Below are 13782 nucleotides of genomic sequence, written 5' to 3'. Positions count from 1 at the left end.
GAATTCTCCCTCGCCGCAGTCAGCGCGCGGTGACGCGGTGGACGAACGCGATCGCGCGATCGAAGATGGGGTCGGTGTCGTCCAGCCCTTGCCAGAAGTGCCGGCCGCCGGGGACCTCGTGGAAGTCGACGTCGCCGCCGACGGCCTGCAGGGCGGCGGCGAGCGCGGCGCTCTGGGCGAGCGGTACGTGCTCGTCGTGCGTCCCGTGCGAGATCTGGAACGGCGGGGCGCCGGCGTGCGCCTGCAGCGCGGGGCTCGCCCGGCGCGCGGCATCCGGCATCTCCGACGCGGGGGCGCCGAGCCAGCGCGCCTCGCGCGTCTCGGCCGGGGCCTCGGCGGTGTGGCGCGCGGCCATGGCGAACAGCTCGGCCGGACCGAACCAGTCCACGACCCCGCTCACGTCGCCGCGCCGCAGCCCTGTGAGCGCCGCGAGCGTGGCGCCCGCCGACACCCCCCACAGCACGAGCCGAGAGGCGTCGACCCCGTGCTCGGCACCGTGCTCCTGCAACCAGGCGATCGCGGCGTCGACGTCGTCCAGCTGCGCGGGGAAGCGCGCCTCGCCGCTCAGCCGGTAGTCGCACGAGGCGACGGCGATCCCGGCGGCGACGATCCGGTCGAACGAGCGGGCGTGGTCGATACCGGGCGTGAAGACCTTGCGGCTGCCGCGCAGCCACCCCCCGCCGTGCAGGAACACGACCAGGGGCGCGCCGGCGGCCCCGGATGCCGCGGCATCCGGGGTGCGCAGGTCGAGCGTGAGGGGACGGAACCCCGCCGGCTGCGCGTAGTCGATCTCGGCGATCGCGGGCACGGCAGGGCTCAGTCGCGGAACTGGAACTCGGGCATGAACTGCGTCCAGTACTTCTCACCCGCGGCACGCATGACGGCGAAGTCCGGCACGAACACGCCCTGCGGCTCGGTCGCGTCGGTCTTCTGCCCGATGGCGTGGAAGAAGCGCTCGAAGCCGGCGCTGCCCGCCCCGAAGACCGTGGTGGTGTTCTCGATCTTGAAGGCGTGCACGATGCCGATGGGCACGAACGCGAAGTCGCCGGTGACGAGGGTCGTCTTGCTGTGGTAGTCGGCCTGGTCGTCCATCCACACGGTGATCTCGCCGTCGACCACGTAGAAGAACTCGTGCGTGCGGTGGTGGATGTGCGCCGGGATCCGCTCGCCACGAGGGGCCTTCATGGTCCACGCGCCGTACTGGTCGTCGGTCTCATCACCCGAGGCGAGGATCTCGAAGAGCTGGTCGAAGACCATCGACTTCTCACCCTGACCGTTGCCGAGCACGTAGGGCTTGGGTGCGGCCGGGAGGATGCCGGCGAAAGGCACCTTGTCGGGGTCGGCGGCAGGGAAAGTGGTCATGCTTACCTCCTTGTAAGTTCACGGATGCCGTTAGGCAGAGGGCGCTCGGATCATTCCGGTTCTGCGCTCCAGACTCGTCGATTCTCGCGAGAGGACGGGCGGACAGGAAGTTCGAGCTTCCTACCCGGCGTTAGCCTCAGGCTAAGATCTGGCCATGGACGTGCCCATCCATGTGATCCGTTACTTCTGCGTGCTCGCCGAAGAGCTGCACTTCGGTCGCGCGGCGGAGCGTCTGAGCATCACCCCACCGTCGCTGAGCCAGCAGATCAGTCGCCTCGAGCATCAGCTCGACGTCAAGCTCTTCGATCGCAACCCCCGCAAAGTGGAGCTCACCGCTCGTGGCCGCGAGCTGCTCCCGCTGGCTCGCAGGGTGCAGGACGACCACGATCAGCTGCTGAGCTGGGGCCGCTCGATCCGTCGTGACCGTGACGCGCCCGTCCTGCGGGTGGGCGTCGTGGCCGCCGGCGCGGGGACGCTCACGACGGCGGCGATCGCGGCCACGATGCAGTCGGTGCCGCAGGCGCGCATCGAGATGCGTCGGCTCGGATTCTTCGACGTCGCCGAAGAGCTCGAGACGGGTCAGGTGGACGTGGTGTTCGCCCCGTGGCCGATGCGGCTGCCACCCCGCGTGCGCGCGGAGCCGCTGTGGCGCGAACCTCGGGTGCTGGTCGTCCGCGCCGACCACCGCTTCGCCGGGCGCGCGGGCATCTCGATCCTCGACACCGGCGACGAGAAGTTCGTCTCGGTCGCCAACGGCCCGTCCGACGTCGTCGACTGGTGGCTCGTCGATCCGCGTCCGGACGGTTCGCGGCCCCAGCGCGGCCCGACGGCCGACAGCGTCGAGGGGCTCCTCGAACTGGTGGCCGCGGGGGCGGGCGTGAACATCGCCGGCCAGTCGGCGAGCCAGCACTACCGCCGCGAGGAGCTGTCGTTCATCCCGATCACCGATATCGAACCGGCGACCATCGTGCTGTGCAGCCTGAGCGACAGCCCCAACCCGATGGTCACGGCATTCCGCGAGACCGCCATGGAACTGTCGCCTCTGGTCGACGCGACATTCCACTGACGTCGCGGCGCCGGGGCGGCCGCGGCGGCGCGGGGGCTCAGGCTGCGGGGGCAGACGCTTTCAGCTCGCGCCATGCCTCGCGCCGGCGGGCCTGCTCGTCGGGGTCGGGAACGGGGGAGGCGGCCATGAGGACGCGCGTGTAGTGATGCTGGGGGTCCCGCATGACTTCGAGGGTGTCGCCCTGCTCGACGATGCGGCCGCGGTTGAGGACCACGACCCGTTGGGCGAGGAACTCCACGACGGCCATGTCGTGGGCGATGAACAGGTAGCCGAGGTCGGCGCCTGCTCGCAGGTCCGACAGGAGGTTCAGCACCTGCGCCTGGGTGGACAGGTCCAGTGCGCTGACGGCTTCGTCGCAGACGACCAGGCGGGGGTCGGTGACCAGGGCGCGGGCGATCGCGATGCGCTGACGTTGGCCGCCGGAGAACTGGCGTGGATAGCGTTCCTCGGAGCCGGGCGCCAGGCCGACCGAGTCCAGCGCCGCCTGCACGCGCGCGGAGCGTTCCCGCGCGGGGACGCCGGCAACGCGCAGCGGGGCGGTGAGCGCGTCGCCGATCGGGCGCCGGGGGTCCAGCGACGAGAACGGGTCCTGGAACACCGCCCGCAGGTCGCCCTGCAGCGTGCGGCGCTGCGCGGCGCTGAGGTGGGTGATGTCGCGGCCTTCGAAGACGATGCGGCCGCTGGTGACCGGGACCAGCCCGAGGATCGCGCGGCCGATGGTCGTCTTCCCCGATCCGGACTCGCCGATCAGGCCGAGGGTCTCGCCTCGTCCGATCGTGAACGAGACGTCCTCGACGGCGAGGGGTCCTTTTCGTCCGTAGCGGATGGACAGGTTCTCGACCTGCAGCAGCGGTGCGGTCGCGGCATCCGGGGTCGCACGTGCGGGCGTTGCGGTGTTCATAGCTCTCCTCCGACGGGAACGGGCCTGCGCCATTCCTCCTGCCGTCCCCGCACCTCGTCTCGGCGGACGCATCGCACCCCGCCCTCGCCCTGCGCGCGCGGCAGCAGGGGGATCTCGGTGCGACACTCGTCCGTGGCGAATCTGCAGCGGGCCGCGAAGCGGCACCCCGTCGTCCACGAGCCCGGCAACGGCACCTGCCCGGGGATGGAGGCCAGACGGGTGGTGCCCTCCAGATCGATGATCGCGTGGGGGTCAGCGGCCAGCAGCGCCATCGTGTACGGATGCTCGGGACGCATCAGCACGTCGCGGACCGCGCCGGACTCGACGATCTGGCCCGCGTACATCACGGCCACGTCGTCGCACAGATCCGCGACGACACCCAGGTCGTGGGTGACCAGGATCACCGACATGTCGCGCTCGGCGACGAGCCCCCGCAGCAGTGCGAGGATCTCGGCCTGCACCGTGACATCCAGCGCCGTGGTGGGTTCATCGGCGATGAGCAGCTTCGGCTTGCCCGACAGGGCCAGCGCGATCGCCACGCGCTGCGCCATGCCACCCGAGATCTGGTGCGGGTAGCTGCGCAGCACGCGGGGCGGGTCGACGATGCCGACATCGGTGAGCAACTGCAATGCGATGCGCTTGGCCTCGCCGCCGCCCACACCCCGCAGCCGCTTGACCGAAGCGCTCAGCTGCCAGCCCACGGTGAACATGGGGTCCAGCGCGCGAGTGGGCTCCTGCGAGATGAACGCGATCTCGTGCCCGCGCACGCGCTGCAGCGCCTTCTCGTCCGCCCGGACCAGGTCGGCGCCGTTCCACCGGATGCGCCCGGACCGCACCGACAGGCCCGGGGCGAGCAGCCCGAGCATGGCATACGAGGTGACGCTCTTGCCGCAGCCCGACTCCCCCACCAGGCCCAGCACCTTTCCGCGGCCCACTCGCAGTGTGACGCCCGAGACCAGCACCGGGCCGTCGTCCACCCCGATGACCAGGTCCTGCACGACCAGCGATGCGTCGGCGTCCACGGACGCAGAGGCGGGCGCCGCGTGGTCGGCGGGCGCCGCGGCGCCGGCGGGCAGGGTGTCGTCGGCGGGCAGGGTGTCGTCGGCGGGCAGCTTCTTGCGTCGCAGCGACACCAGCGACGGCGGCATCGCCGTGCCGCCGGCGAGGATGTCGGCGAGAGAATTCGCGGCGATGATGGTCAGCGCCAGGACCCCACCGGTGGGGATCATCATCCACGGCTGCTGGAAGATGAACTGCGACGCGGTCTGCACCATCCCACCCCACGTGGGCTCGGGCGGCTGCGGGCCGAGGCCGATGAAGGCCAGCCCCGCCTGCAGCCCGATGGCCGCGCCGAAGAGCAGCACGAACTGCACGATGACGGTGGTCGACATGTTCGGCAGGACGTGGCGCAGGCTCGCGGTCATCGGCCTCACCCCGTCCACCGCCGCCGCCTCGACATACAGCTGCTGATGCAGCGACTTCGCCTGACCGAAGAACACCCGGTACAGCGCTCCGAACAGCAGCAGACCGAACGCGACCATCACCAGCGGCATGTTCGTGCCGACCGCGGCGATGAACGCCAGGATGATCACCGTGCCCGGCAGCGACAGCACGATCTCGCTGATCCGGTTGACCACGCCCTCGGCTCGCGCATACCGCGCCGCCCACAGCGTCACCGGGACCGTCACCAGCACCGCGACGATCGGAGTGATCACCGCGATCAGCAGGGTCGGAGCCGCAGCGGTGACGATCCGCGACAGCAGATCACGTCCGAGCTCGTCGGTGCCGAGCAGGTGCGCCCACGACGGGCCCTGCAGCACCGCCGAGAGATCCTGCTCGAGCGGACCGTACGGAAGCCACCACGGCGACGTGAGCGAGGCGAGGATCAGCCCCACCAGCCAGACGATGGACAGCACGGCAGCCGGCGAGCGCAGCACGCGCCCGCCGATGCGGCGCTGAGGACGCCGCAGGCGCAGGATCGAAGTGGTGTCGACGGTCATGATGCACGCAGTTTCGGATCGAGGGCGCGGTTGAGGAACTCCAGAGCCAGGTTGACCACGACCACCACGAGGGTGGCCACGAGCACGAGCGCCTGCACGAAGGGAAGGTCGGCGGAGCCCACCGCGGCCTGCATGGCCTGCCCGATGCCCGGCAGGGCGAACAGCACCTCGATGATGACCGAGCCGCCGAACAGGATGATGAACTGGATCGCGACGCTGGCCAGGATCGGCAGGCTCGCGCTGCGGAGGGCGTGGACGTACACGATCCGCCACGTCGGCGTGCCCACCGCCCGCAGCGTGCGCATGTGCTCCTGCGTGAGGGCCTCGCCCATCGACGCCCGCGTCTGCCGGGCCAGGCCCGCCGCCGAGGTGATGGCGATGGTCAGCACCGGCAGCACCAGCGACCGCGCCCACGCCTCGGGGTTCGTCGCCAGCGGCACGAAGCCCGTCGCCGGCAGCAGTCGCATCTGCACCGCGAACATGAAGACCAGCAGCACACCCACCCAGAAGGCCGGGAGCGAGAGCAGGATGCCGGAGAGCGCGGTGATCGCGCGATCCACCGCGCCACCGCGGACAGCGGCGACGACACCCATCGTGATGCCGATCACTGCGCTGAAGAGCGTGCCCAACACCGCCAGCGCCGCGGTCACCGGCAGCCGCTTGGCGATATCGTCCCCGATGTCGCGACCGTCGATCAGCGACACGCCCAGGTCGCCCTGGAGCACCTGCCCGACCCAGCCGAGGTACTGGACGACCCACGGGTCGTACCACCCCACCTCGATGTTGTAGGCCTCCACCTGCTCCGGGGTGCCCGCCATACCGAGGGCGACGCCGCCGGGGGTCGAGCCCGACAGGTGGACGAGGACGAAGGCGAGCACGGTCGCGACGACGAGGGTGAGGATCGCGAAGGCGATCCGTTTGAGCGCGAAGGTGAGCATCATCACTCCTGGTGTCCGGTGCGGCGACCCGGAGGCCGCCGCACCGGAGGCGGGTCAGGACGCCGGCTGGAGCGTCGAGAGGATCGGGAACGAGTCCGTTCCGGGGAAGGACGGCTCCTGCACGGCCGACTCGTTGTAGGCCCACGGTGACAGCTGCTCGAACAGGGGGATCAGCCATCCCGACTCGACGATAGAGGTGTTGAGGTCAATCAGCGCAGCCTCCTGCGCGTCGGTGTCGCCCGAGCCGGCTGCCTGACCGTACGCTCCCGCTGCAGCCTGGATCGCGGGGTTCTCGGCCTTGTGGAAGTTGGCGAAGCCGAACATCACGCCGAAGACGTTGCCCGGAGGGTTCGTCCAGGTGAGAGCGATCGGACCGCCGAGGGGCGTTGTCTGCACCGCCGCGAAGATCTCCTCGGTCGAGGACGCGTTCTTCAGCGTGACGTCGACGCCGATCTCGGCCCAGTACGGCTGGATGGCCTCGAGATCGCGCTGACTCTGCTGGCTGATCGTGAAGTCGAACGAGAAGCCGTCTCCGTAACCGGCCTCCTCCAGCAGCGCCTTGGCGGCCTCGGGGTCGTACGCGTACTCGTCCTCGAACTCCTCGACGTAGCCGGGGCTGTCGGAGGGGAGGGCGTTGGCTGTGGGGATGTCGCCGGGGTGGACGGCGTTGACGTAGGCCTCGCGGTCGATCGCGATCGACAGCGCCTTCCATACCCGCGGGTCCTCCCACTGCGGCGCGAGCGAGCCGTTCTTGTCGAACGGCAGGAGGTTCTGAACGACCCCGCCGTTCGCGACGAGTCCGATGCCGGCTGATTCGACCTGCTGCTGCGTCGCGCTGGTGATGAAGGCGAGGTCGACCTCGCCCGAGATGGCGGCGTTCACCCGCGCCTGCGGGTCGAGGATCGGCCGGAATTCGTACGACTCGAACGGGTAGTCGCCGGCGTCGGGGTGGTCGTCCTTCTTCACCAGCAGGTACGAGTTCCCCTTGATGGAGGCCTCGCCGTCGACCTCGAGCGGGCCGGAGCCGTCGGCGGTCGCATCCAGGCTGCCGCGGTCGGCGACACCCGCGGGGCCGACGATGGCGCCGGCGGGCAGGACGAGATTCGCCTCGAAGCCGGGCTGGGGAGCGCCGAACGCCAGGGTCACGGTGTCCTCGTCGACGACCGTCACCTCGGAGATCTCCTGCTCGCCGCCCTCTGCGAAGCCGCTGTAGGCCGAGAGGTCGGGGTCGCCGCGGAAGTCGAGGTTCTGCTTGACCAGATCGGCGGTGACCGTCGATCCGTCGGCGAACGTTGCGGAGGTGTCGAGGTCGAGGGTGAGTTCGGTCTGATCCTCGTTGTACTCGAAGTTCGTCACGAGGTCGGGGACGACCTGGCCTTCCGCGTCGAGCAGGAAGAGGGAGTCGTAGACACCCTCGAAGAACATGCGCTGGCCCGAGCCGTAGCGCAGCGGGTCGTAGCCGAGAGCGGCCTGATCGGAGTCGACGCCGATGACGAGGACCGAGGTGTCGGCGGCCTCGCCGGTGCTGCCGCCTTCGCCGGCGGATCCGGTGCATGCGCTGAGAGCGAGCGCCGATGCGGCGACCGCCGCCACGGCGGCGGCGCTTCGTGCTGTGGTTGTACGAGACATCCTGATCTCCTGTGATCGGTGTGCTGTGCGGACTGCGGTGTCGCGGATCGTCGTCGGGAGCGATCCTCCGGTCCAGAGTGACCCGCAGCGGCCGGTTTGGCCATTCGGATTCACGGGGCCCATCGTTAACGAACGCCTAACGGAGAAGCCCGTGCGGACTTTCCCTAGTGAAACAGACTTTCATTTAATGAACAAGTACGTCAGGATGTAATGGTCTCGACGCCGAGGATCAGAGAGGACCGTCATGACCGCTTCCCCCGATTTCCCCGCCGACTTCCTGTGGGGTGTGGCCACCGCCGGGCACCAGAACGAGGGCGACAACGTCGACAGCGACACCTGGTTCCTCGAGAACGTCACGCCGACCGTCTTCCAGGAGCGCTCGGGGAGGGCCGCCAACGGCTGGGAGCTGTGGGAGTCCGACCTCGACCTCGTGGCCGGCATGAACCTCACCGCCTACCGCTTCTCGGTCGAGTGGGCGCGCATCGAGCCGTCGGAAGGCGAGTTCTCGGACGAGGCGCTCGCGCACTACGAAGCCGTGATCGACGGATGCCTCGCGCGCGGGCTCGCGCCGATCGTGACCTTCAACCACTTCACCTCGCCCCACTGGTTCGCAGCGAAGGGCGCATGGCTGCACGACGCCGCCCCCGAGTTGTTCGCCCGCTACTGCGGCGCGGTCATGGATCGCTTCGGCGACCGCATCCGACTCGCGGTCACCTTCAACGAGCCCGACCTTCCCGAGATGCTCACGTGGGCCCACCTGCCCGAGTTCGTCGTGGAGCTGGAGCGTCGCACGCTGCAGGCTGCGAGCGCAGCGGCGGGGGTCGAGCGGTATCGGGCCGGCAACGTGATGCTGCGCGAGGACTTCGCCGGCATGCGGGCGGGCATGACCGCAGCGCACGTGGCAGGGAAGACCGCGATCAAGCAACGCCGCCCCGAGCTGCCCGTCGGACTGTCGCTGGCGATGTGCGATGACGTGGCGATCGACGGCGGCGAGGAGCTCCGCGATCGCAAGCGCGCCGAGGTCTACGACTACTGGCTTCGCCTCGCCGCCGACGACGACTTCGTCGGCGTCCAGAACTACGAGCGCCTCACCTACGGCCCCGACGGCCTGGTCGACGCTCCCGCGGGCGCGGTCCTCAACGGCATGGGCACGCCCGTCGACCCGGATTCGCTGCGCGGCGCCGTCGTGTACGCCCACCAGGTCAGCGGGGTTCCGATCCTCGTGAGCGAGCACGGGGTCAGCACGCCGGATGACAGCATCCGCGCCGCCTTCATCGAACCGTCCCTGGACGCGCTCGCCGAGGCGATCGCCGCCGGGGTCCCCGTGATCGGGTACTGCCACTGGACGCTGATGGACAACTTCGAGTGGATCTTCGGCTACGGGCCGAAGCTCGGGCTGCACGAGGTCGACCGCGAGACCTTCGCACGCACGCCGAAGCCGAGCGCCGGGGTGTACGCCGAGTACGTGCGCACGCGGCCCCTCCACGCTCGCGGGGCTTGACCGCCCCGACCGCCCCGCTCGCGCGGGGGCGGGTCAGGCCTCGCCGTAGACGTCGTTCGCGATGCGGAAGGCGGTGTTGGCCGCGGGCACGCCGCAGTAGACCGCGGACTGCAGGATGACCTCGCGCACCTCGTCGACGGTGAGGCCGTTGCGCAGGGCCGCGCGCAGGTGCATCGCCAGCTCCTCATGGTGGCCCAGGGCGATGAGCGCCGTCAGCACGGCGACCGAGCGCTCGCGCCGGGCGAGCCCGGGACGCGACCAGATGTCGCCCCACGCGTAGCGCGTGATGAGGTCCTGGAAGTCGGCGGTGAGCTCGGTCGTCCCGGCGCCGGCGCGGTCGACGTGGGCGTCGCCCAGCACCTCGCGGCGGACACCCATCCCCTGCGTGTAGCGCTCCCCGTCGGTGAGGCCCTCGCCGTGTGGGCGGGCGGTGGATTCCGGCATCGTCAGTCCTCCAGGTCATCCAGAAAGCGCCGGACCGCGGCGACGGTCGCGGCGGGGTCCTCGGCCGGCGGGAGATGCGCGACTCCCGCGAGCATCTCGGAGCGGCCGTTCGCGACGCCCGCGGCGATCTCGTCGGCCTTGGCCTGCGGCGCGACGGCGTCGTGCTCGCCCCACAGCGCCAGGAGCGGCATCCGGATCTCGCCCAGCCGACCACGCACGTCGTAGTCCGCGAGCGCTTCGCAGCAGCGGGCGTAGCTCTCGGCGTCGGCGTCGCGCAGAGCGTGCAGCAGTCGCCCCGACAGCTCGGGCTCGCGCTCGATCGACCCGGGTGCGAACCACCGCGTCGCCGACGGCACGATGAGCGCCGACGTCGACTGCTCGCGCACGAGCGTCGCGCGGTCATGCCAGGCCGACGGCTCGCCCAGCTGCGCGCCGGAGGCCACGATGACCGCCGCGCGGACGAGGTCCGGGTGCCGCAGCGCGAGCTCGAGTCCGGTGGCGCCGCCGAGCGACACACCCGCGTAGAGCACGGATGTCTCGCCGAGGTCGCGCACCGCGAGGGCGACGGCGTCGGCGAGGTCGGCGACACCGAAGGGCTCGGATGCCGGTGCTGACGCGCCGTGCCCGGGCAGGTCCCACGCGGTCACACGGCAGCGCTCGGCGAGCAGCGGCGTGGCGTTCTGCCACAGGATCGTCGACGTGCCGAGGGACGGCCCGAGGACGAGGAGCGGCGCCCCGTCGGGTCCGACCGGATCGGTGAGGGTGAGGCGGATCATGCCGTCTGCTCCGGCGAGGGCGGCGCGGCGTCGGGCGAGGGCGGCGCGGCGTCGGGCGAGGGCAGCGCGGCGTCCGGCGAGGGCAGCGCGGCGTCCGGCGAGGGCAGCGCAGCGTCGGACGAGGGCGGCGCGGCGTCGGGCGAGGGCGGTGCGTCGGGCGAGAGGGCGTCGGCGTCCGGCGCGGGAGGGCCGGTGTCCGGCACGATGCGGTCGACGAGCACGCCGGCGAGCCCCGTGTACGAGGTGGGATCGAGCAGGTCGGCCAGGTCGAGGTCATCCAGCCCCGGCTCGGCGCGAAGCAGATCGGCGAGGCTCCCGCCGTCGGCGGCTGCCCCCAGGATCGCTGCGAGCCGGTCGAGGCCGATCCGCGGGGCGAGCACGGCCGCCAGCCGCTCGGCGACGATGAGCCCGCCGGTGGCGGCGAGGTTCCGTGCGACGGCATCCGTGTCGATACGCAGGCCCGCCGCGATGCGCGCGGCGGTGGCGGACGCCCCGAGCGCGAGTCGAAGCAGCTCCCGCAGCGCCGGCCACTCGGCGTGCCAGGCGCCGTCGGGCCTTTCGTCGACGGCGAGCGCGGCGGCGGTGTGCAGGGTGGCACCCAGATGGGGTGCGCGGATCGCGGCGGAGCGGACGAGCACGGATGCCGCGGGGTTCTGCTTCTGCGGCATCGCCGACGACCCGCCGGCGGACCCCTCGGCGAGTTCGCCGATCTCGGTGCGCGAGAGGGTGGCGACGTCGGCAGCGAGCACGCCGAGCGCGTCGGTCGCCTGCACGAGCGCGTCGCCCAGCTCGGTGACCGGCCATCTCGTGGTGTGCCACGGCGCCTCGGGCGCGGCGAGCCCGAGTTCGGCGGCGAACAGACCCGGAAGCCGCGACGCGACCTGTCCGGCCACCGCGGCACCGAGCTCGTGGTCGGCGGTGTGGACGAAGGCGGCCAGCGTTCCCGCGGCTCCGCCGAGCTGAGCGGGAAGACCTGCGACGGCGCCGTCGAGGCGATGGCGCGCACGACGGATGCCGGCGACCCACGTCGCCGCGCGGAGTCCGACTGTCGTCGGCACGGCGTGCTGCCCGAGGGTGCGGGCGGCGGCCACCGTGTCGCGCTGGGCGCGCGCGAGCGCGGCGAGATGACTCTCGGCCTCGCTCAGCGATGCCGCGATGCGCGCGCCGGCCTCGCGTGCGACCAGCATGAGGGCGGAGTCGAGGATGTCCTGGCTCGTCGCTCCCCGGTGCACCCACGCGCGGGCGCGAGTGTCGACGAGGGCGCGCAGCCTCGGGACGAGCGGGATCACGGGGTTCCCGCCCGCGACCGCGGCGGCGGCGAGCTCAGCGGGGTCGATGCCGTGCGCACGGCAGGCCTCGGTCACCGCGACGGCCGCCTCGGCGGGCGCGGCGCCGGTCTCGGCCCACGCGCGGACCAGCGCGACCTCCGCCGTCACGAGCGCGTCGAGGACGGCGGTGTCGCTCACTGCCTCGTCGTGTCCCACCTCGACCGGCGACAGCAGGCCGACGTCTCGCCTCGTCTCGGAGCTTCCTCGCGCAGCGGCCGCCACGGCACCGGGCGCCGGGTCCGGCATTCGGGCGCCACCGGGCGCTGCGTTCGCGACGGCACCGGGCGCTGCGTCCGGCATCCGGGCACCACCGGGCGCTGAGCCGGCGGAGCGGGACGAGGCGTCAGAAGGCAAGGAACACAGTCTCCTTCTCGCCCTGCAGTCGGATGTCGAAGCGGAGTCCGCCGTCGGGGGTGCGCGATGCGATGAGGCTATCGCGTTCGTCGGGCGTCAGCGACGAGAGGAACGGGTCGGCGGCGAGCGCCGCAGAGTCGTCGGGGAGGTAGATGCGGGTGTGCAGCTTGTTCGGCAGTCCGCGCGCGTAGACGATGGCGGCGATGAAGGCAGCCGACCCCGGGTGCGCGCCGGGGTTGCGCGTCCAGAACTCCCAGTGCCCTTCGTCGTTCGTGAAGGCGCGACCGAAACCGGTGAACGTGTGATCGTCCCGGCGGAACGACCCGCGTCCGCGCGGTACCGAGCCGTCCGCGTCCGGAGTCCAGATCTCGATGAACGCGTCGGGGATCGGGTGCCCGTTGCCGTCGAAGACGCGACCTTCGAGGATGATCGCGCCCGGCGAATGCGGGAAGGCGACCTCGTGCATCTTCGGATACTCGACCCCGTAGGCGAAGAACGGGCCGACGGTCTGGCCCGGGGTGGGTGCATGGGTCTTGGGGGGAACGCTCATGCGTGGTCGTCCTCCTGCTCGAACCAGGTCGCGTCGGGTCCGTCGACCACGATGTCGAACCGGTAGCCCATAGAGAACTCGGGCACGGTCAGGTCGTGGTCGTAGACGCCGATGAGGCGATCGCGGTCCTTCTGGCTGCGGATGGTGTTGTAGATGGGATCGAGGGGGAACAGCGGGTCGCCGGGGAAGTACATCTGGGTGACGAGTCGCTGGGTGAAGGATGATCCGAAGACCGAGAAGTGGATGTGGGCGGGGCGCCACGCGTTGACGTGGTTCTTCCACGGGTAGGCGCCGGGCTTGATCGTGGTGAACGAGTAGTGCCCGTGGTCGTCGGTGATCGCGCGACCGGCGCCGGTGAAGTTGGGGTCGAGCGGGGCCGGATGCTGGTCACGCTGGTGGATGTAGCGGCCGGCGGCGTTGGCCTGCCACAGCTCGATGAGCTGGTTGCGAAGGGGGCGGCCCCACGAGTCGCGCAGGGTGCCGCTGACCGTGATGCGCTCGCCCTGCGGTTCACCGGAGTGCTGCAGGGTGAGGTCGGACTCGATCGCGGCCACGTCCCGCTGCCCGAACGCGGGCGAGAACAGCTCGATCGTCTCGGGGTCGACGAGTTTGGGGTTCTTCGTGGGGTGGCGAAGGATGCTGGAGCGGTACGGCGGGAAGTCGTACAGCGTCGCCGGCACCGGCTCCCCGGCGGCGAGGCGGCGCTCGGCGTCGGCGTGCACCGCGACGATCTCGGCGGTGATCTCCTCCTGCGAAACCTGGTCGGGTGAGGCGAGCAGGGTTTCGGGCGCCGCCGCAGTCGGCATGTCCATATCGGTCTCCTTCGACGCGGTGTCGTGAACCCTCCCGGGGCCGCGGGGGGCCCCGCCCCCCCCCCGGGGGGGTTTTTAACCCACCGGGGGGGGGGGGGGGGCCCCCCCCCCGCGCCCCCCC

Annotated in this window: 13 protein-coding genes; 2 read left to right on the top strand and 11 right to left on the bottom strand. The window is 71.2% G+C overall.

What is annotated here, in order from left to right:
* Nucleotides 1–19 precede the first annotated feature (19 nt).
* Both Q9S36_RS15745 and Q9S36_RS15740 read right to left on the bottom strand, forming a co-directional pair.
* Nucleotides 20–808, bottom strand: a complete 789-nt coding sequence (locus Q9S36_RS15745; RefSeq protein ID WP_311285913.1) for an alpha/beta hydrolase — start codon at nucleotides 806–808, stop codon at nucleotides 20–22.
* A gap of 8 nt (nucleotides 809–816) precedes the next feature.
* On the bottom strand, nucleotides 817–1362 hold the full coding sequence (locus Q9S36_RS15740; RefSeq protein ID WP_311285912.1) for a quercetin 2,3-dioxygenase: 546 nt from the start codon (nucleotides 1360–1362) through the stop codon (nucleotides 817–819).
* Between the two features lie 154 nt (nucleotides 1363–1516).
* Here Q9S36_RS15740 and Q9S36_RS15735 point away from each other — a divergent pair, with 154 nt between their 5' ends.
* Nucleotides 1517–2428 (top strand): LysR family transcriptional regulator, encoded by a 912-nt coding sequence (locus Q9S36_RS15735; RefSeq protein WP_311285911.1) that lies wholly within the window; start codon nucleotides 1517–1519, stop codon nucleotides 2426–2428.
* 37 nt (nucleotides 2429–2465) lie between these two features.
* On the opposite strand, the gene Q9S36_RS15730 is transcribed toward Q9S36_RS15735, so the two are convergent.
* The 4 genes from Q9S36_RS15730 to Q9S36_RS15715 are packed head-to-tail and all read right to left on the bottom strand — an operon-like array spanning nucleotide 2466 to nucleotide 7896.
* A complete protein-coding gene (locus Q9S36_RS15730) occupies nucleotides 2466–3329 on the bottom strand; it encodes an ATP-binding cassette domain-containing protein (protein WP_311285910.1) in 864 nt (287 codons plus the stop codon).
* Nucleotides 3326–5329 carry a dipeptide/oligopeptide/nickel ABC transporter permease/ATP-binding protein gene (locus Q9S36_RS15725; protein ID WP_311285909.1) on the bottom strand — a complete coding sequence of 668 codons (2004 nt, stop codon included), beginning with the start codon at nucleotides 5327–5329 and terminating at the stop codon, nucleotides 3326–3328. The genes Q9S36_RS15730 and Q9S36_RS15725 overlap by 4 nt, the downstream gene beginning before the upstream one ends.
* On the bottom strand, nucleotides 5326–6267 hold the full coding sequence (locus Q9S36_RS15720; protein ID WP_311285908.1) for an ABC transporter permease: 942 nt from the start codon (nucleotides 6265–6267) through the stop codon (nucleotides 5326–5328). Before Q9S36_RS15720 ends, Q9S36_RS15725 begins: the two co-directional genes overlap by 4 nt.
* A gap of 54 nt (nucleotides 6268–6321) precedes the next feature.
* Nucleotides 6322–7896: an ABC transporter substrate-binding protein gene (locus tag Q9S36_RS15715; RefSeq protein ID WP_311285907.1), complete on the bottom strand. Its 1575-nt coding sequence runs from the start codon at nucleotides 7894–7896 to the stop codon at nucleotides 6322–6324.
* A gap of 244 nt (nucleotides 7897–8140) precedes the next feature.
* Here Q9S36_RS15715 and Q9S36_RS15710 point away from each other — a divergent pair, with 244 nt between their 5' ends.
* On the top strand, nucleotides 8141–9397 hold the full coding sequence (locus Q9S36_RS15710; RefSeq protein WP_311285906.1) for a family 1 glycosylhydrolase: 1257 nt from the start codon (nucleotides 8141–8143) through the stop codon (nucleotides 9395–9397).
* Between the two features lie 33 nt (nucleotides 9398–9430).
* On the opposite strand, the gene pcaC is transcribed toward Q9S36_RS15710, so the two are convergent.
* From pcaC to pcaH, 5 genes are all read right to left on the bottom strand, one after another.
* Nucleotides 9431–9841, bottom strand: a complete 411-nt coding sequence (pcaC, locus tag Q9S36_RS15705; protein ID WP_396653783.1) for a 4-carboxymuconolactone decarboxylase — start codon at nucleotides 9839–9841, stop codon at nucleotides 9431–9433.
* A gap of 2 nt (nucleotides 9842–9843) precedes the next feature.
* A complete protein-coding gene (locus Q9S36_RS15700) occupies nucleotides 9844–10617 on the bottom strand; it encodes an alpha/beta fold hydrolase (RefSeq protein WP_311285905.1) in 774 nt (257 codons plus the stop codon).
* Nucleotides 10614–12083 (bottom strand): lyase family protein, encoded by a 1470-nt coding sequence (locus Q9S36_RS15695; RefSeq protein ID WP_311285904.1) that lies wholly within the window; start codon nucleotides 12081–12083, stop codon nucleotides 10614–10616. The genes Q9S36_RS15700 and Q9S36_RS15695 overlap by 4 nt, the downstream gene beginning before the upstream one ends.
* Before the next feature lie 205 nt (nucleotides 12084–12288).
* Entirely contained in the window at nucleotides 12289–12849 is a 561-nt protein-coding gene (gene pcaG / locus Q9S36_RS15690; protein WP_311285903.1) for a protocatechuate 3,4-dioxygenase subunit alpha, read from the bottom strand.
* Nucleotides 12846–13661: a protocatechuate 3,4-dioxygenase subunit beta gene (gene pcaH, locus Q9S36_RS15685; protein ID WP_311285902.1), complete on the bottom strand. Its 816-nt coding sequence runs from the start codon at nucleotides 13659–13661 to the stop codon at nucleotides 12846–12848. The genes pcaG and pcaH overlap by 4 nt, the downstream gene beginning before the upstream one ends.
* Nucleotides 13662–13782: the final 121 nt, after the last annotated feature.

The organism is Microbacterium sp. ARD31 (genome assembly GCF_031844425.1).
Note: the sequence above shows the minus strand (reverse complement) of the source record. Positions and strands in the feature narration are given on the sequence as shown.